Below are 16,172 nucleotides of genomic sequence, written 5' to 3'. Positions count from 1 at the left end.
GCGAAAAGTCTATCTCTATGATAAGCATGTTCGTTCCTTACAATAAGCAACAAAAAGTGACACCGCCCGGCTTAAAAGCCGGGGCTTCTCAATGAACATTTGAAACTCACTGGTTCTGAATATATTTTCTGATAGCTTCTTCGCTGCACTGGCCAACTGTTTCGGCAAAATAGCCATCAGCCCAAAGCTATCTCCCCAGAGAAATTCTTCTAATTCTGTAAACTCTTCTCTAATTATCTTACTACTACCACCCTTGAACAATTGAACAACCATACTAACGCTTATGCTCGGCTTTATCTGAATCAGCATGTGAACATGATCTGACTGAATATTCAGTTCATGAATTTCCCATCGATTTACTTCTGCACACTGTCGAAACAACTCTTCAATACGATTCGCTATAGCTCCCTTCAATATCCTTTTTCTGTATTTTGGAATCCAAACTAAGTGGTACATTAATCTATGCCTTGTATGTGCTCCCGACCAATATTTCTTCATGGTCCCAGTATGCCACTTCAGTTGGCTCCTCGCAAAAATACTTCGCTTTTTGCTTCAGCGCCAAATGGACTCGCATTCATCCCCAGGCTTGAAAAGCCTTGGGGTATTCTGCTCATGGTAATAAACTTTTGGGAGAGATTGATGGCGCCAGCCAGTCGTCCTTCGATAAACTCAGGACATCCGGCGAAATCTGGAAGAGTATACAACAAAATGTGGGGTTGTTCATCTCACGTGATAAAAGGTCGTTAATGTCTTTTTATTCCCTGGATTATCTCTTCCAACATCTGTAAAAAACGAGCGCGATCCCGCGTGGAAAAAACGGCGTTGAAACTTGGAGCTACTCCTGTTTCACGCAAATGAGCACGTAAATCACGCATCGCTTTTGCTGAACCTATATTATCATCATTAAAAATTTTGCCCGTTGGGCTTATGGCATGTGCATCCATTTTTAGGCACCGATCCGCCAGTAATATATCGGTGGTGACCACAATATCGCCAGACTTGATCTGTTCGCAAATCCAATCATCTGCAGCGTCTGGGTTAGAATCAACCTGTATTTTATGCACATTTTTATCAACTACCATAGCGAGCCGACTATTGCTTACTAAGTAAACTTGCAAGTCATGCCGCAGGGCTACTCGAAAAATTTCTTTTTTTACAGGGCAAGCATCGGCATCTACGTAGATGGTTAACATTTACAACCTTTCTAACAGAGAAGATGATAAAAGCTTTTAAGAAACTTCTTGATCAAGAGGCGTTTTAAAAATTAACACTAATCGATCGATGCCATCTTTGTCCCAAGGGTAAAAATGTATAGTATGAGCTCGCGCAACGCGACCAGTAAATTCCTCTGCCGGTACTTGTAAAAGGGCATCAACAACAAGGTGCTTATAGCGGCAGTTATTTGAATTGGGCATAAATTGGTTTACCGTGGTAACGAACGTATCATTAAGTCTATCAGCTGGTCCTTGTGATAGAACTTCAATAATCTTTGCCTCATCAGTGTTACAACCGAATGAAAGTTTTTTTGCATAGTTAACAAAGATATCATTAAGTCTATTAACTGGCGTTTGTGATAGCGCTTTAATAATCTCTCTCTTATCGGAGTTATAGGGGGTAAGTTGGTTTACATAGTTAACGAACGTATCATTAAGTCTATCAACTGGTACTTGTGATAGTGCTTCAGCAGCAAAGGCCTTATAATTGCCATACTCGCCAGGGATAAGTTGGTTTACGTGGTTAACGAATGTATCGCTAAGTCTGTCGGCTGATACTTGTGATAGGGCTTCAATAACAAGCGCTTTATCATAGCCGTCCATACCGGCGGTAAGTTGGTTTACCGAGGTAACGAATGTATCGTTAAGTCTATCAGCCGGTGCCTGTGATAGCGCCTGAATAACCCTGCTCTTAAGCTTTGGGTCGTGCTCACGGAGCCCCAGCTTAACGTAGCGGGGAGCAACGTGGTTTACATAGTTAACGAATATATCATTAAGTCTATCAGCTGGTACTCGTGATAGTGCTTCAATAACCCGTTCAGCCCAATAGCCACTTGTGCACTAACAGGCGGCTACAAGTTGGTTTACCGAGTTAAAGAATGTATCATTAAGTCTATCAGGTACTGGTATTTGTGCTCTTCAGTACCTTTGTTTACCAAAGCAAAACATTCTCCTGTGATAGCCAATAACATCTCTCTCATACCGGCGGCAAGTTGGTTTACATAGTTAACGAATGTATCATTAAGTCTATCAGCTCAAAACCGGTACAGTTGTTATGTAGGGTATCTCTATCCGCTGGTACTTGATAGGCTCAATAACATTCCTTATCATAACCACTCATACCGGAGGTAAGTTGGTTTACATAGTTAACGAATGCATCATTGCCGGGAGTAGGTTTGCCCACTGCTGGGGAAATTTTTACTGCGGTAATAAGCAGCAAGGCTACTAAAGAACGATGTAAAAAATTAGCTAATCTTCTGTTCATAAAAATATTCCTAAAACTCCGTTATTTTATAAATCAATATCTTGCAAAACTGCTTTAAGCGCAAAAAAATAGACTTGGCCTGTTTCGTTGCCAATTAACATATGGTCTCTCTTCGCACTTTTGGCCGGCGAATTTTACAACAGGAATTGATGCTTAATTAGTTATATTTCTTATTTAATTTTTCAAGTAAGGCTATAGCTGTCTCACCTTTTTTGTTAGCATGGTGAGGGTCAATGCCCGGAGTATTTAAAAGTATGTCTATAATTTTCTGGCTATCTACACAAGCCTTATGCCCTCTCTTGTCACCAGCAACGTAAGAAGTCTGTACCTTTTGTATAGCTCTTATAAGAGCAGTATTGCCATCCTTATCAGCATAATTAATTGACTTTGTTCCAAACCCACAAAATGAGCCTGTCGTCACTTCAGGGCATTGTAAAAGTTCTTGCACCATAGGAGGTTATTCTGTTCTACAGCTCTCATAAGAACCGTTTTGCCACCTTTATCAGCATAGTTAATCGGTCTCTCCAAACCAAAAATGAGCCTGAAGTCGTTTCAAGGCATTTTAAAAATTCTAGCAACGTCCTAAGGCTACATCCTCTTTGAGCTATCGTAAGAGCCGTATCGCCCTCTTTGTTAACATAATTAACATGAGCGCCTGCTTTTAAAAGAAATAGTGCGCGCCGCTTCTTCCTTTTCTTATGGCTAACATTAATGGCGTATCTCCCCAAGGGTTGCCAGAGATATAGTTAACATCAGCCCCTCTTTTATAAGTTCTTCCACTATGTCTAAGCAGCCTTCTTCTACTGCTGCACACAGAGCTGAATTAATACTGGTAGAAAGTTTGTTTTTTACTTGCAAGAGCATCTTTGCCATCTCTAAGTGGCAATCTTTTATAGCAAACATGAGGGGCGTAGCTTCAACGTTCCAGTCACAATCGCCCGAAGTGTGTACGTAAGGAATTGGTGTATTAACATCAGCTCCTGCTTTCATGAGCTTTTGCATTTCTTCTAGATTATGTTTTTTTACGGCTGAAATAAAAGCCTTGTCTAATTCAGCGTTAGCAGTTTTTTTGTCATTGAGTTCTGCTGTACATTTTGATTCTGTAATGGTCGCTGAAAGAATAAGTGTCACACTTAATAAAAGCTTGGTTATGATATTCATTTAAAAATCCTTCTTTAAAAATTATAAATCACGATAGCTCATGATTATAACACATGGCAGGCAGCAGCTCAAATGGGGTATAGATCAGTTCAAAGCGCTCTATAAATGATACGTATTCAGACTGAATTTTATGGCAAATTTAACAGGCAAAGGCTGTGCCGACTGATTAACGATTAAGTTCATGTGATGCCTTCACCAATAAAATAAGAATAGGCCTTTTTATAACACTATAAAACTATAGCAAGGTCGCTTTTTAAATTCTGAATTTGCGAAGCAAGATCACGCCAAGTTTTTAAAAAATGATCTCTAGACTCTTGATCATGAGATTCACTAAGGTTTTTGATTGCCACCAAAGCACTTTCTTCAATAGCTTGAAACTTAGCTAACTGAGCATATTCCATATTTATTGTTAAGTTCTTAAAAATATTTTTGATCGACGTACAACAACCCGCATCCTTTTGACTGGCGCGCTTAATATCACAAATACTGCCAATGATCCAAATACCGCTAGCTTCAGAAAAGGCATGCTCCAAGGCGGCAAACGACTTCATATCTTTCAACGTAGTTAATGATCCCACATTTTGATCGTTATTATTACCGATATTGATATCTCCAATAATTGTTCCATGATTTTTGATATTCATCTCAAAACGCTGAGACTTAGTAGCGTTCCTATTGTTAAACAAATCAATAAACCACCAAAGCCACTCTAAAATAGTACTGATTTTTTTCTTCATGTCTTTTTCTTTGCGACGCACAGCTCTAGTTCCAACTTCAACAAATTCGCAACCATCCATTTGATCTTTATCAATCAAATTGTTTAGGTATTTCCGTGCTCTTTTCGCCGGAACTCCCATTTCACGACAATACTCTGCCAAAGAATCAAAGGTACTCTTACCTAAATACTCGATTGTTGCAGGATTAGTCAGCTCAATTTTTGGAATACCTTGTCTCTGCATCAATGATTCATTATGTTTTTGTTTTATTATTGGCTTCCCGGAAGCATCAAGATAAGCAAAACGTAATCGCTCCTTCTTGCCAGTTATCGGATTTTCCCATCGCGCTGACTTTAATACCCCTCGAGCACATAATCCAATTTGACCTGGCTCAATCGAATATTTTTTACCAGCCTCTGTGCAATTGTCAAAAATTTCTTTATCATCCAAACATTGTATTTTTCTGATAATTTTTGAAGATTTTTCATTATGCCGCTTTGTTAGGCTAGGCTCATTTTTTTCATTGTCGTAATAAGCAACCCGGTAAGTTTCTACGTGCGATCGCTTCCCATCACATACTGCCTTAACATGAGTCTTATTTTTGATATTTAATTCTTCGCATAGATCACGCATACTTTTAAAATATCCAACTTGTTTTTCTTTAAGAGCTTCTGCGTAGAAAAAATCAACAGGCCAAACAACGTATTTACGATGATTTCTACTGTTGATTTTTTCTAAAGCTTTGTCATGAACCGAGATTCTTGCCTCGGTGCCGTCTTCGTTTAAATAGCAAAAAACGTACTTCTTCTTTATTATGCCATGGGTTCCAATAGCCCCAGCTTGAATAATACCAACTGATACATCATATTCATTAGCAGCTTCTGTTGCATTATTAAAAACGCGACTACTAACTAGTTCTTTGATTTTTCGCGCCCTTTTACCAACATAAAGATCTAATTGATGTCCTTCTTTTAGTTTTGAATCACCATATCTAAATCGATATACGCATAACGAGTCCCATCATTGAGCATTCTTCCCGTTTCGCAAGATCTTTTTATTAATAACTTTGAATTTTTATCAATTTTTTCTGCTTCAGCAATACTTTGATATTCCTGCCCCGTTTTAAGATTTTTTACGGGTTTAAGTTTTCCTGAAATCATTGCAAATCTTTTGCCCCGTTCGCTAGGAGCATAATTTTTTTGTCTACAAGCCTTCGATATGCCATAATATGGTTCATCATTTTTGTCAGGCTGATTTATGTTTTTACCAGGCGTATCATTTAAAACAATGAAATTAGGATTATTTTTTTCATAAATGCGATACTTCATAATCATTTGATTTTCTTGTTCTGTTGCATCAGCAGCCTCACAGACAAACAACTCTTGCCACTCCCAACAATCAAGAGGAATTTTTCTCATCGCCTGAGGAAAAGAACGGGGACTATTACGCAGTGCCTTGTCCTCATGCTCTTGTCTTCTTTCGTCCAATGTTCTCTCGGTTTTCCCCACGTAAATGTAGATACAACCTTGGTTTATGGCCCTTGCTTGATAAATAATAACCTTAGTCATAACGTTTCTCTGGCAACATTTTAAGCGTAAAATAAATCGTATCAACGAGTAACACATTAACATACATACAAACCAATGTCAACATTTACAAGATTGATCAATAGATAAAAAATACAAACAAAACCAATTTAAACATTGTAAAATCTATCAAAACAAATTAAGATCTTGCTTGAAAAGTGGAAATTTACAACCAAACAAACGTGTCAAATTATTCAAATTAGAAAGATTTAAAGATGACTTACAACCTCGAGATATCGCCGGAAGATGGCCCTGAAACAATATCCCAAAAGTCAGAGCCATAAAACAAGAAGAACCAGGGCTCTTCATAATGCAGCGTATGATAGTCGGGCCATTATTTGACCACGTGGAGGAGTTTGACATTGAAAAAGATTTAAAAAATCCATTCTTGTGGGAAAAATTTGAACTGGAAAAAAGTAAATTTAATTCGATAGAATTGTGGCTGTATTTTGACCACTCTGGCAAACCTAGCCGCAAAGTAGTTATAGCTGACGCAAAAACAGTAGCGCACTTTAAAATGGCACACGTTATCAAGCAGGAAGAAATAGCCAACCAGGCTTGTTGATAGCCGCTAAAAGCGATATACGTTTTTACCAAAAACACTTACTGACAAAAGCTCTGTCAGAAGATGTTTTTAAATCGACCTCAAAAATTGAAGTAAAAAGGGTAAAAAAACTTTGACTTGCTCACGTTTTTACTTTAATCTCTGTTCATCTGTTTTTTACAACTCCTCCTACGCTCTGATAGCTTCGGAGGACAACAGTGCCGGGCGAATAGCTCAGTTGGTTAGAGCATCTGCCTTACAAGCAGGGGGTCGCAGGTTCGAATCCCGCTTCGCCCACCAGTCATTTCTGAAGGAAATGCCTGGCCCATCCATTGAAATTCGCTCCCCGATAGCTCAGTTGGTAGAGCACACGACTGTTAATCGTTAGGTCGTAGGTTCGAGTCCTACTCGGGGAGCCACTTTTCAAATTCGCTCTGGTAGGCTTAGACTTGCTGGGGCTATTTTTTTATCAAAATCATTCGTTATAAATTCATACAATAAAAAAAATTGAGCCTTGTCTCACGTTTTGCAATAAAACAAATGAAACAAAAGGCTCAATTTTTATTTTAAAAAAACTAATGTTTAAAATTCAAAACAAAATCAACGAGAAGCCTGATCCCAGCACCGGCCGACGTTTTGCCCAGGTAGCTAATATTGCCCGGCACGCCATCAGCGGTCCCCGCAATATCAATATGCGCCCAGCGCGCTTTATCAACAAACTCGCTTAAAAAGCAGCCGGCCGTGATAGTGCCCGCTTTGTAGCTACGGCAACCAACGTTGGCCAAATCGGCAACAAGCGAATTGTTGGCGGCTTTAAAATCGTCATCAAGTGGCAACGGCCAAATGCGATCGCCAGTCTTTTTACCAATCTCTGGCAACACTTTCATCAGCTCTTCGTCCTGCGTCATCAGGCCTGAATAAAAGTAACCAAGCGCATACAAACAAGCGCCGGTCAACGTGGCAATATCAATCATGATATCAGGCTTGTGGAACTTTTCGGCATAGCACATGGCGTCTGAAAGAATCAAACGACCTTCAGCATCGGTGCTCTTAATTTCAATCGATTTGCCGTTCATGGCAGTCACAATATCGTCTTGGCGAGCAGCTTTGCCGCTTGGCATATTTTCAACCAGCGGCGTAATGCCAACCACATTAATATCGGGATTAAGCTGCGCAAAAATTTTCATGGACGCGATAACTGCAGCCGCACCGGACATATCGTACTTCATGCCGGTCATAAAATCTGATTGCTTCAAACTAATACCGCCGGTATCAAACATCACGCCCTTGCCCAGCAACGCAATCGTTTGTGCATCTTTTGACGCCGCTTTGTGTTCAAGAATAACAAATTTACCTGGTTGATCTGAACCGGCATCAACCGCCAAGAAGGCGCCCATACCAAGCTTTTCAGCTTCATCACGGCCAAAGATAGTGCATTTTAATTTGTACTGCTTGGCGATTTTTTCCGCTTCGTCTGCCAAAGCGGTTGGCGTCATAATATTGGCTGGCAAATCTGCCCAGTGGCGCGCTTGGTTGATCGCTTCGCCCATAATCATGCCGTGGTTTGCACTTGCAGCCAATGCTTTTTCTTCGCTGGCATCAACAACAAAACTGACGTCGCATTGCCAATCTTTTTTTGGCTCTTTGGTTTTGTAAACATTAAATTCGTAGTTGGCCATGTGCATGGTCACGATCAGTTGCTTGAGTAATTCAGCACGGCTGATGTTGTACGGTTTTTCTTCAGGCAAGCCAATTGCAGCAGAACGCAGACCATGTTTTTTGAGCAATAAGGTAACGTTGCCAATGGCGCGACGTAACTTTTCTAATTCAACATCCCAGCTCTTGGTGTGCTTGCCAAGACCGACAAATATAAATTCTACGAGGCGGTCATTTTGCATAGCGGTCAAAATGTATGATTGGCCTTGTTTGCCTTCAAAATTATGCTTTTTAAGAACGGCTTTGACCTGCGGATAGTACTCTTGAATTTTGGTAAAATTCGCATTGTCAGATTCACTATCTAACGATTCATTAACGAAAAAAATATAACTTTCTGCGACAATGTCCCATAAGTTTTGAGACGTTGGCTTGATCGTAATCATAATAATTCCTTTATGGTTGTTGACGAAATTTACTTATGCCTTCTTGAAGCGCTTGCAGCGACAGCAGGGCGCATTTAATACGCACCGGCCCCAGCTCAATGCCAATTAAATCAAGAATATCCTGATCGGTTAACGCAAGAATGTGTTCAGTTTTTTTTCCCAAAACCTGCTCGGTCAGCATGGAGGCTGTTGCCTGACTAATCACGCACCCGGTTCCTTGAAAAGCAACCTTAGTCAAGATATTGTCAACAATAATGCCTTCAATGTGCATCACATCCCCACAGGAAGGATTCTTTTTGTCTGATGAAAAATTTGGGTTATCCAGCGGCGTATTGTTGCGCGGATATTTAAAATGATCGAGTAATTCTTCTTGATACATATTCATAGCGTTTATCGTTGTAGTGATCTAAAAAATTGTATACCGTCGGCCACCTGTTTAAGACACCGCTCAACATCTTCGGCCGTGTTGTACATACCAAAGCTCACGCGCAGTAACGCTGCCACGCCCAACAAATCTGCCAACGGTTGGGCACAATGATGCCCGGCTCGCAATGCAATATTTTTGCTGGCAAGATACGTTGCCAAATCGTGCGGATGAATACCATCAACCCAAAAGCTTACTAGTGGCCATGCGTTGCCAATGCCTGCGTGTTGCCGGCAATGTGCACGCCCTCAAGCGCTTGCAAGCCCGTTACCAGCTGTTGCGTAAGCGCTGCTTCGTGCCTTGCCAGTTGCTCAAAGTTTACGTTCGTATTTAAAAAGTCGATGGTTGCGCCCAGCCCAATAACTTCAACAATGGCCGGCGTTCCTGCTTCAAATTTTTGTGGCACTTGGGCCCAGACCGCGTTATCGAAAGAAACTGAGTACACCATCGAGCCACCCACTTGGTACGGCTCTACTTCGTCATGCAATTCTTTTTTGATATACAAAACACCAACACCGGTCGGCCCCGCCATCTTGTGGCCGGAAAAAGCAACAAAATCAACATTCATTTTTTGTACGTCAATTTTGTGGTGAATCATGGCCTGGGTCGTGTCCAGCATGACGCGCGCACCAACCGCGTGGGCTTGTGCCATAATGTCTTCCAGCATGCCGGCAGGCCATACCGGCCCGAGCACGTTGGAATCGTACGTTAACGATACTAATTTAGTTTTTGGCGTAATCAAATCAGCTGAAAATTCTAACAAAAAAGTTTCTACATCGAGCGGCACAAAACGCAGCTTGGCGCCCGTCTTTTGTGCAACGCGTTGCCACGGCAACAAATTGGCGTGATGCTCAACCTGCGACAATAAAATTTCATCGCCCGCGTTCACATGCTGCGCTGCCCAGCTGTGCGCAACCATGTTAAAACCTTCAGTAGCGCCTTTGGTAAAGATAATTTCTGACTCGTGAGCGGCATTAATAAACGTTGCCATTTGGCCACGAACAGCCTCGTACTGCTCAGTTGCCTGCTCGCCAAGCTCGTACAAACCACGATGCACACTGGCATACGACGTTTCATAAAACGTGCTCATGGCAGAAATCACCACCTGCGGCTTTTGATAAGTAGCGGCATTGTCCAGGTACACCACGTCGTGGTGGTGGGCAAAAAGAGGAAACTGTTTTTTTAGCAACTGGGCATTCATTAATAAACTCACGTACTGATGGGGTAAAAAGTGCTTTTATTGATTAGTTTAAAACGATTTGTGTACGATGTCTAAAAAAGTAGCATTTTAAAAAAAACTGCTCATTTTTTTAAATTTTACTCCCATAAACTGACTCACAAAAACGGAGAAACGTATGAAACATGTATGGTTACTCGCCTTACTCCCTCTCCATTTCTTACGCGCTGCAGCACCAGAAGCTTGTGAAACAGTCCAATCCATTGCCGAAAAGCAGCTAGCTTTATTCAAGGATGTTCTGATTGCTGGCGGAGCTGGAGCCGTTGGCGTTGGCGCTGAACTCCGCTGGATGCACCTGCAAAACAGACATTTATGTGGCCTCCCATTTTCTAACAGCCCACACTTCTGGTACCGCGGGTACGTCCTCAACGCAGTGGCACGCTTCCCGACCATGAGCATTCAGTTTGTAGCATACGATGCCTTCACACGCTACTTGCTCAATCTGACACGCCATGAAGGAAAACCGCTTTCAGACCAGGACCGCATTATCGCTGCAAGTACTGCAGGCGCTTTGTCTGCCAGCGTTGCAACACCAAACGAAATGCTTTTTATGTACCGCCACAATCAAGAATTACAAAAAACTATGCTCGAAAAAACAACGAGCTTTTATACAATCGTTAAACATTTAGTTAATCATCACGGCATACAAAGTTTATGGCGCGGCTTGGGACCAGCCGTTATCAGAAATTCTATTATCACGACCGCCTGGGTACCGGAGTGGGGCGGACACATCAGTAATGCTTTTGATCTGCATGACTCTGATTATGAATGGACCGCCAACATTGCCGGCGGGGCAACTGCCGCTCTATGCGCAGCCCTTTTGACAACTCCTCCAAATACTGCCAAAGTTCTGATGCAGGGAGATATTGACGGAAAAATTTATCCAACGATGTTTTCTGTTTTTAAATCTTTGTACAACGAAAGCGGCTTTAAAACACTTATCGGCAGAGGTTTGGGCTTTCGGACCGGCCAAGTTGTTTCTGGTGTAGTTTTTGTTAGATTATACTTTGAAGCGCTTAAAGAATTAGGCATATACGCCGAAGAAGGAAAAGAATGAAAATAGTTAATGCACTCATGTTACTTTTGTTTTTGAGCTTAAACTCATCACTTTTTGCAGCAGCCTCAAAGCAAGGTCACTACGGAAATATAATCATTTCAGAAGTTACTTCTGTGGAAAAGGGTGAAGCGTTCGATATTTTCATCAACGGATGGCCAGAAATTTGGCAAAAAACAACAGTCTTAATGGCGGGCATCGATTGCCCTAATATGAACAGCAGACACGATATTGTTAAACAAAAAGCACAAGAAGCACGCGCATTTACCGAAAAAGCTTTGAAGAATGCAAAAGTAATCGAATTGCGCGAAATGAGACGCGCCGGCAGTCCTGGCACTATTACCGGAGAAGTGTACGTTGATGAACAAAATTTGGCAGATCTTCTTTTAAGCGCTAATCTTGCTGTTCCTTACGACAGCAGAGGCCCAGCAGCAGACTGGTTCAGGCTCTTGGCAACTGATGAAGAAATCGAAGAATACGCCCAACAAACCTACGGCAACTACCCAGGTTGTTAGAAACATTAATCATTGGTTATAAAAAATTAACTATTAAATCTTTGAGAACAACATTTAACTTCAGTAGGAAAACATGAAAAAATTTATTAAAACAGCTGCCATGATGGTTAATTTATTATATAATGCACAACTTACACCAACAAACCAACCACAACCGACCTTTTCGTATGCTCATCACAACGAAATAGCGTTTGGCAAAGAGCAAGCTCAAGAACTTCCCCATGCTTTTAATGCCTTTGCCAACTACCGCAATAATTACTTAAACAAATCATTGTATTTTGACACCTCATTTATTTCTCAACCTAAAAAAGTACGCGCGCACCACCGCAAAAAAAAGCCAGATCAAAAAAGTGTTGGCAAAACCATGACCCTGATAACGCCCGACCACATACCACTCGGCTGCACCTACTTCGATCGCGGTAGCGATACGCTCATGATTATTGGCGAAGGTTTTACCAACCCGCGCGAGTACATGACACCATTTGTTGATATGTTTGATTGTGATGTTGTGCTGTTTGATTTTCGCGGTCAAGGCATTAAAGATTTTAGCTTATTTAAAATCGGCACCTGGAGCCTGAATTTAGCTGAAAATACCTTTGGTATGGATTCCTCATTGGCCTCACTTGGCCAAGAAGAAGACATTGACGTGGTAACGGTTGTTAATCATTTTAAAGCGCAAAAACATTACACAAAAGTTTGCGGGCTTGGCATTTGCTACGGCGCCTTTATTTTCTTAAAAACAGCCGCAATGTACCCAGGCATTTTTGATCGCATCATTCTTGATGGCTGCTGGCTATCATTGCCGTTGATCGTTGAAAAACTTAAGCACGATCCAAAAATGATCTGTTCCCCACAAAATGGTGGCTGGGCAAACCAATGGCCCTGGAAAAAGAAATGGGCCAGTAACTCGTTGCAATGGTTAACCGAAAATATTTGGGGCTTACAATTGAGCGATATTTCTATCGAGCCTTACCTACCAATGGTTAAAGATACCTCGCTGCTTTTTATTTATGGCAAAGACGATTTGATGATTACACGAAACGAATGGGAAACTATTTGGCACAGCCTTAATCTTGAAACTAAAGCAGCTTTGATCACCTCAAATCCGCACGTACGCAATCATTTCAAACAAAAAGAATTATATAAAATGATGAGCGATTTATTTGTTGATCTTGAATTTGATGACTTCAAAGAACATGTGCTCAAAACCGACAAGATATTGTCGTACCATACCGATCAACTGACGCAATGTTTTTCCATGGCAGGAAATGTTGACAAACATAGCAACTGATTTAAGCTGCAATACCAAAGAAAGTATCGGTTTAAAACTGCCTTAAGGGACATCATGTTCAAAAAAATTTTCGGTATATTTTTTGTAGTTCTTGTATTGGCAACACCAACGACCAATACCTTTGCCGCTGCAGAATCAAAATCGTTTAAAGAAACGATCAGCGAAAAAATCAAGGATCCCAAAAAATTTGTTGCTGAATATGCCGTACTTTTTGGCTTGTTGCGCACGGTCGCGCACATTCCGTACATTGTCTGTATGGACCATGAAGATACCAATATCATCGGCCTAACAACTGGCATTGCTAATCTTGCAACCGATGCAAAAATTGGGTGCGAGCTACTAACAACACGTGAAACAAATCTGTTAAAAGATTTGGTTTACCCAAACCGCATCCCAAAAGTCAGCGCGTACACATTGGCTGTTTTGTACGATGTTATTCGGATTGTTGATGCGGAAAATGTCGCCTTCAAAAATAAGTATGGCAACGCCAAAAAGAAACTCCGCATGTTTAAAATCGCACAAGCTCTTCAAGTTGCTATCGAAGGAACTTTGCGTGTTTTATCGTATGTAAGCTCTGTACAAACGCCAAGCAACCAGAACATGGCATTTTGGCTGTTAGAACTAGCTGATTTTATTGAAATCTGGCGCTTGTTGTCCCGCTACAAAACATTCTTTGATATTTCTGGCGTTCAGGCCAACATCAATTTCTTTGCTCACAAACCGGTCGAAGAAGACGAAGAGTATGACGAAGAAGTAGCTACAAAAGACACCAGCGCCGACCAAACAACAACCAAATCGATTGATGAGTTATCAGACGATTCTTACGAAGAATGCTGTATTAATGTGAAAGAAATTTTAGCGTCAGCTCAAGAACTGGAAAAAGAGCTTGAGCACGAAATTTTCAATAGCTACCAGCACGAAGAAGAACCCGAAGAAGCCAACGAACTCGCTCACAAAATTTAGTGGTGCCTCATGCGCACTCCAATCAAAAAAATCCTTATCGCCAACCGTTCTGAAATTGCCTTGCGCATTCAGGCAACCTGCCGCGCACTCGGCATAGCAACGGTTGCCGTTTACGCACCAGAAGATATTTTATTGCGCTTTGTTCGCAACGCAGATCAGGCATTTCCATTGCCTGGCAATGGGCGGGCAGCCTACATGAACCAAGAAGCATTAATCTCCATCGCGCATCGCGCAGAAGCTGACGCGATACATCCCGGCTACGGATTTTTAGCAGAAAATGCTTCCTTTGCCCACCGCGTAAAAGAAAACGGCCTGACATGGGTTGGCCCGCATCACGACCTGATTGCATTGATGGGCGACAAAATTAACGCACGCAACACCATGCAGCAGGCAGGCATCCCAATTGTGCCAGGTTTTTTTGCCGACCTTGACGCGCCACACGCGCGCACTCAAGCACATCAAAATGCAGCATCACTTGGCTACCCGCTCATGATAAAAGATCCGTTGGGCGGCGGCGGCAAGGGCATGGTCCGCGTGACACATGAAGCAGCCTTTGAACAAGCCTGGGAAATGGCGGCTCGCCAAGCAAAAAATTTAACGAGCTCACCAAAACTGTTAATTGAGCGCTGCCTTGAAAACACGCGGCATCTTGAAGTTCAAGTTGCTGGCGATGGTACCAACGCAATCCATCTTTTTGAACGTGAATGTTCTATCCAACGCCGCAACCAAAAAATTATTGAAGAATCACCCTGCTTATTTGTCAGCCAATCCACGCGCACCAAGCTTCACAACTTGGGAGTTAAAGCGGCACAAACACTTGGCTACAACAGCGTTGGCACTGTTGAATTTTTAGTAACTGCCGACGAACAATGTTATTTTTTAGAAATGAATACGCGCTTACAAGTTGAACATTCGGTTACCGAACTTACCACTGGCATCGACTTGGTAGCACTCCAACTTGAGTTGGCACAAGGCAGAGCGCTACCGTACCAACAAATCGATATTACGCAGCGCGGCCACGCACTTGAATGCCGCCTGTACGCAGAAAACCCTGATGAAAATTTTATGCCCTCAACCGGCACCATTCATTATTTTCAGCCACCAAGCGTACCGTTTATGCGGCACGATCACGATCTTTTTGAGGGCGTTGAGATTACCGCATACTTTGATCCCATGATTGCAAAAATTACCACCTACGGCGCAAACCGCGTTCAGGCAACACAATTTATGGCCGAAGCATTGCGGCACTACGGCATTGAAGGCATCATCACCAACCGTACTTTTTTACGCAACGCTATATCTTCATCTCTTTTTAGCAGCGGCATGTTTAATACCGCTACCCAATTTGTTGCACAGACCGCACCACCAACCCCACATCACGAAGAACAAGAAAATAATGCTATCATTGCCGCCGTCATGCAATTACTCAGCGCAGAACAACCTTCCGCCAAACCTCTTATGACAACAGCACCAAACCACTGGCATCACCAAAACTGGAGACGGCAACGATGGCACTAAAAACACTGTTGGTTGAACAAAAAATTTACGCAATCGAGATCAACAAAACAGCTCCAATGCAATTTGACGGCATCATTTCGTGGAACAATGGACAGCGGATTTTTACGATCAAAATCGTAACGTACAACCACCTCAAGAAACAACTAGTGGGCACGCTTGATGGACAGTTTTTTGCAAGTATTGTGGTTGAAGCAGTGGCAGAACAATGCACGCTTTTGAGTGAGCAAACACTTCACTCTTTTCTTGTGAAGGCGGTACAAACACATGACAAAGCAATCATCGAATCAAAAAAAATTTTTACCCCGCGCCTTGTCAGCCCGTTGGCGGGCCGTGTAATAAAAATTTTGGTACAAGATGGGCACGTGGTACAAGCACGTCAACCGTTGATTATTATTGAATCTATGAAAATGGAAAATGAAATTTGCGCACCACAAGCGGCCATCATTTCTTCGCTGACGGTTACCGAGGGCAACATCGTTACCTCAAACCAACAGCTCATGACCTTCGATGCAATTTAAAAATCAACGCAAATTGCACTTGTTACACAAAACTCTTTTCATACAATAATGCGTTATGTTAAATTTAA

The 16,172-nt window shown here is 41.9% G+C and carries 19 protein-coding genes and 2 tRNA genes; 9 read left to right on the top strand and 12 right to left on the bottom strand.

The genetic code is table 11. From position 1 onward, the window contains the following. Positions 1-15: 15 nt before the first annotated feature. The 8 genes from tnpA to IPF37_04275 form a co-directional block, all read right to left on the bottom strand. Positions 16-456: an IS200/IS605 family transposase gene (gene tnpA, locus IPF37_04310; protein QQR48755.1), complete on the bottom strand. Its 441-nt coding sequence runs from the start codon at positions 454-456 to the stop codon at positions 16-18. Positions 457-743: 287 nt separating this feature from the next. Then, complete coding sequence (locus IPF37_04305; protein QQR48754.1) at positions 744-1,193, bottom strand: YaiI/YqxD family protein; 450 nt, start codon at positions 1,191-1,193, stop codon at positions 744-746. Positions 1,194-1,229: 36 nt separating this feature from the next. Further along, on the bottom strand, positions 1,230-1,817 hold the full coding sequence (locus IPF37_04300; protein ID QQR48753.1) for a hypothetical protein: 588 nt from the start codon (positions 1,815-1,817) through the stop codon (positions 1,230-1,232). Between the two features lie 487 nt (positions 1,818-2,304). After that, positions 2,305-2,478: a hypothetical protein gene (locus IPF37_04295; protein QQR48752.1), complete on the bottom strand. Its 174-nt coding sequence runs from the start codon at positions 2,476-2,478 to the stop codon at positions 2,305-2,307. A 157-nt stretch (positions 2,479-2,635) separates the two neighbouring features. Continuing rightward, positions 2,636-2,929: a hypothetical protein gene (locus IPF37_04290; protein QQR48751.1), complete on the bottom strand. Its 294-nt coding sequence runs from the start codon at positions 2,927-2,929 to the stop codon at positions 2,636-2,638. A gap of 257 nt (positions 2,930-3,186) precedes the next feature. Continuing rightward, positions 3,187-3,639 carry an ankyrin repeat domain-containing protein gene (locus IPF37_04285; protein ID QQR48750.1) on the bottom strand — a complete coding sequence of 151 codons (453 nt, stop codon included), beginning with the start codon at positions 3,637-3,639 and terminating at the stop codon, positions 3,187-3,189. A 227-nt stretch (positions 3,640-3,866) separates the two neighbouring features. Continuing rightward, on the bottom strand, positions 3,867-4,988 hold the full coding sequence (locus IPF37_04280) for a hypothetical protein (GenBank protein QQR48749.1): 1,122 nt from the start codon (positions 4,986-4,988) through the stop codon (positions 3,867-3,869). A gap of 338 nt (positions 4,989-5,326) precedes the next feature. Beyond that, positions 5,327-5,923: a hypothetical protein gene (locus IPF37_04275; protein QQR48748.1), complete on the bottom strand. Its 597-nt coding sequence runs from the start codon at positions 5,921-5,923 to the stop codon at positions 5,327-5,329. 328 nt (positions 5,924-6,251) lie between these two features. On the opposite strand from IPF37_04275, the gene IPF37_04270 reads away from it, so the two are divergent. The 3 genes from IPF37_04270 to IPF37_04260 all read left to right on the top strand — a co-directional run bounded on the left by IPF37_04270 (position 6,252) and on the right by IPF37_04260 (position 6,904). After that, complete coding sequence (locus IPF37_04270) at positions 6,252-6,506, top strand: hypothetical protein (GenBank protein QQR48747.1); 255 nt, start codon at positions 6,252-6,254, stop codon at positions 6,504-6,506. A 202-nt stretch (positions 6,507-6,708) separates the two neighbouring features. Then, a tRNA-Val gene (locus IPF37_04265) sits at positions 6,709-6,785 on the top strand. Positions 6,786-6,828: 43 nt separating this feature from the next. Beyond that, positions 6,829-6,904 (top strand) — tRNA-Asn (locus tag IPF37_04260). A 156-nt stretch (positions 6,905-7,060) separates the two neighbouring features. Here the strand turns inward: IPF37_04260 and IPF37_04255 are convergent. From IPF37_04255 to IPF37_04240, 4 genes are read right to left on the bottom strand one after another with little or no spacing between them, the layout of a single operon-like run. Beyond that, positions 7,061-8,584: a leucyl aminopeptidase gene (locus IPF37_04255; GenBank protein QQR48746.1), complete on the bottom strand. Its 1,524-nt coding sequence runs from the start codon at positions 8,582-8,584 to the stop codon at positions 7,061-7,063. Between the two features lie 10 nt (positions 8,585-8,594). Beyond that, the gene (locus tag IPF37_04250; GenBank protein ID QQR48745.1) at positions 8,595-8,969 is read right to left on the bottom strand and encodes an iron-sulfur cluster assembly scaffold protein; all 375 of its coding nucleotides are present in this window, start codon (positions 8,967-8,969) and stop codon (positions 8,595-8,597) included. Positions 8,970-8,974: 5 nt separating this feature from the next. Further along, entirely contained in the window at positions 8,975-9,169 is a 195-nt protein-coding gene (locus IPF37_04245; protein QQR48744.1) for an aminotransferase class V-fold PLP-dependent enzyme, read from the bottom strand. A gap of 35 nt (positions 9,170-9,204) precedes the next feature. Then, positions 9,205-10,221 carry an aminotransferase class V-fold PLP-dependent enzyme gene (locus tag IPF37_04240; GenBank protein QQR48743.1) on the bottom strand — a complete coding sequence of 339 codons (1,017 nt, stop codon included), beginning with the start codon at positions 10,219-10,221 and terminating at the stop codon, positions 9,205-9,207. Positions 10,222-10,363: 142 nt separating this feature from the next. Here IPF37_04240 and IPF37_04235 point away from each other — a divergent pair, with 142 nt between their 5' ends. From IPF37_04235 to IPF37_04210, 6 genes are all read left to right on the top strand, one after another. Further along, positions 10,364-11,302: a hypothetical protein gene (locus IPF37_04235; GenBank protein ID QQR48742.1), complete on the top strand. Its 939-nt coding sequence runs from the start codon at positions 10,364-10,366 to the stop codon at positions 11,300-11,302. Continuing rightward, the gene (locus IPF37_04230; protein ID QQR48741.1) at positions 11,299-11,814 is read left to right on the top strand and encodes a thermonuclease family protein; all 516 of its coding nucleotides are present in this window, start codon (positions 11,299-11,301) and stop codon (positions 11,812-11,814) included. Before IPF37_04235 ends, IPF37_04230 begins: the two co-directional genes overlap by 4 nt. Positions 11,815-11,887: 73 nt before the next feature. Continuing rightward, on the top strand, positions 11,888-13,105 hold the full coding sequence (locus tag IPF37_04225; GenBank protein QQR48740.1) for an alpha/beta fold hydrolase: 1,218 nt from the start codon (positions 11,888-11,890) through the stop codon (positions 13,103-13,105). 54 nt (positions 13,106-13,159) lie between these two features. Continuing rightward, positions 13,160-14,068 carry a hypothetical protein gene (locus tag IPF37_04220; GenBank protein ID QQR48739.1) on the top strand — a complete coding sequence of 303 codons (909 nt, stop codon included), beginning with the start codon at positions 13,160-13,162 and terminating at the stop codon, positions 14,066-14,068. A 9-nt stretch (positions 14,069-14,077) separates the two neighbouring features. Continuing rightward, entirely contained in the window at positions 14,078-15,586 is a 1,509-nt protein-coding gene (locus IPF37_04215) for an ATP-grasp domain-containing protein (protein ID QQR48738.1), read from the top strand. After that, on the top strand, positions 15,577-16,104 hold the full coding sequence (locus tag IPF37_04210; GenBank protein QQR48737.1) for an acetyl-CoA carboxylase biotin carboxyl carrier protein subunit: 528 nt from the start codon (positions 15,577-15,579) through the stop codon (positions 16,102-16,104). The genes IPF37_04215 and IPF37_04210 overlap by 10 nt, the downstream gene beginning before the upstream one ends. Positions 16,105-16,172: the final 68 nt, after the last annotated feature.

The sequence above is a fragment of the bacterium genome (assembly GCA_016699045.1).
In the GTDB taxonomy this organism is placed as follows: Bacteria; Babelota; Babeliae; order Babelales; family RVW-14; genus AaIE-18.
The sequence above is the reverse complement of the archived record's forward strand: the minus strand, read 5'-3'. Positions and strand labels throughout refer to the sequence as shown.

Excerpts from the sequence above, each read along its gene's own strand:
- tnpA (QQR48755.1), bottom strand. The coding sequence starts at position 456 with ATGTACCACTTAGTTTGGATTCCAAAATACAGAAAAAGGATATTGAAG.
- IPF37_04305 (QQR48754.1), bottom strand. The coding sequence starts at position 1,193 with ATGTTAACCATCTACGTAGATGCCGATGCTTGCCCTGTAAAAAAAGAA.
- IPF37_04300 (QQR48753.1), bottom strand. The coding sequence starts at position 1,817 with ATGGACGGCTATGATAAAGCGCTTGTTATTGAAGCCCTATCACAAGTA.
- IPF37_04295 (QQR48752.1), bottom strand. The coding sequence starts at position 2,478 with ATGAACAGAAGATTAGCTAATTTTTTACATCGTTCTTTAGTAGCCTTG.
- IPF37_04290 (QQR48751.1), bottom strand. The coding sequence starts at position 2,929 with ATGGTGCAAGAACTTTTACAATGCCCTGAAGTGACGACAGGCTCATTT.
- IPF37_04285 (QQR48750.1), bottom strand. The coding sequence starts at position 3,639 with ATGAATATCATAACCAAGCTTTTATTAAGTGTGACACTTATTCTTTCA.
- IPF37_04280 (QQR48749.1), bottom strand. The coding sequence starts at position 4,988 with ATGCGTGATCTATGCGAAGAATTAAATATCAAAAATAAGACTCATGTT.
- IPF37_04275 (QQR48748.1), bottom strand. The coding sequence starts at position 5,923 with ATGACTAAGGTTATTATTTATCAAGCAAGGGCCATAAACCAAGGTTGT.
- IPF37_04270 (QQR48747.1), top strand. The coding sequence starts at position 6,252 with ATGCAGCGTATGATAGTCGGGCCATTATTTGACCACGTGGAGGAGTTT.
- IPF37_04255 (QQR48746.1), bottom strand. The coding sequence starts at position 8,584 with ATGATTACGATCAAGCCAACGTCTCAAAACTTATGGGACATTGTCGCA.
- IPF37_04250 (QQR48745.1), bottom strand. The coding sequence starts at position 8,969 with ATGAATATGTATCAAGAAGAATTACTCGATCATTTTAAATATCCGCGC.
- IPF37_04235 (QQR48742.1), top strand. The coding sequence starts at position 10,364 with ATGAAACATGTATGGTTACTCGCCTTACTCCCTCTCCATTTCTTACGC.
- IPF37_04230 (QQR48741.1), top strand. The coding sequence starts at position 11,299 with ATGAAAATAGTTAATGCACTCATGTTACTTTTGTTTTTGAGCTTAAAC.
- IPF37_04225 (QQR48740.1), top strand. The coding sequence starts at position 11,888 with ATGAAAAAATTTATTAAAACAGCTGCCATGATGGTTAATTTATTATAT.
- IPF37_04220 (QQR48739.1), top strand. The coding sequence starts at position 13,160 with ATGTTCAAAAAAATTTTCGGTATATTTTTTGTAGTTCTTGTATTGGCA.
- IPF37_04215 (QQR48738.1), top strand. The coding sequence starts at position 14,078 with ATGCGCACTCCAATCAAAAAAATCCTTATCGCCAACCGTTCTGAAATT.
- IPF37_04210 (QQR48737.1), top strand. The coding sequence starts at position 15,577 with ATGGCACTAAAAACACTGTTGGTTGAACAAAAAATTTACGCAATCGAG.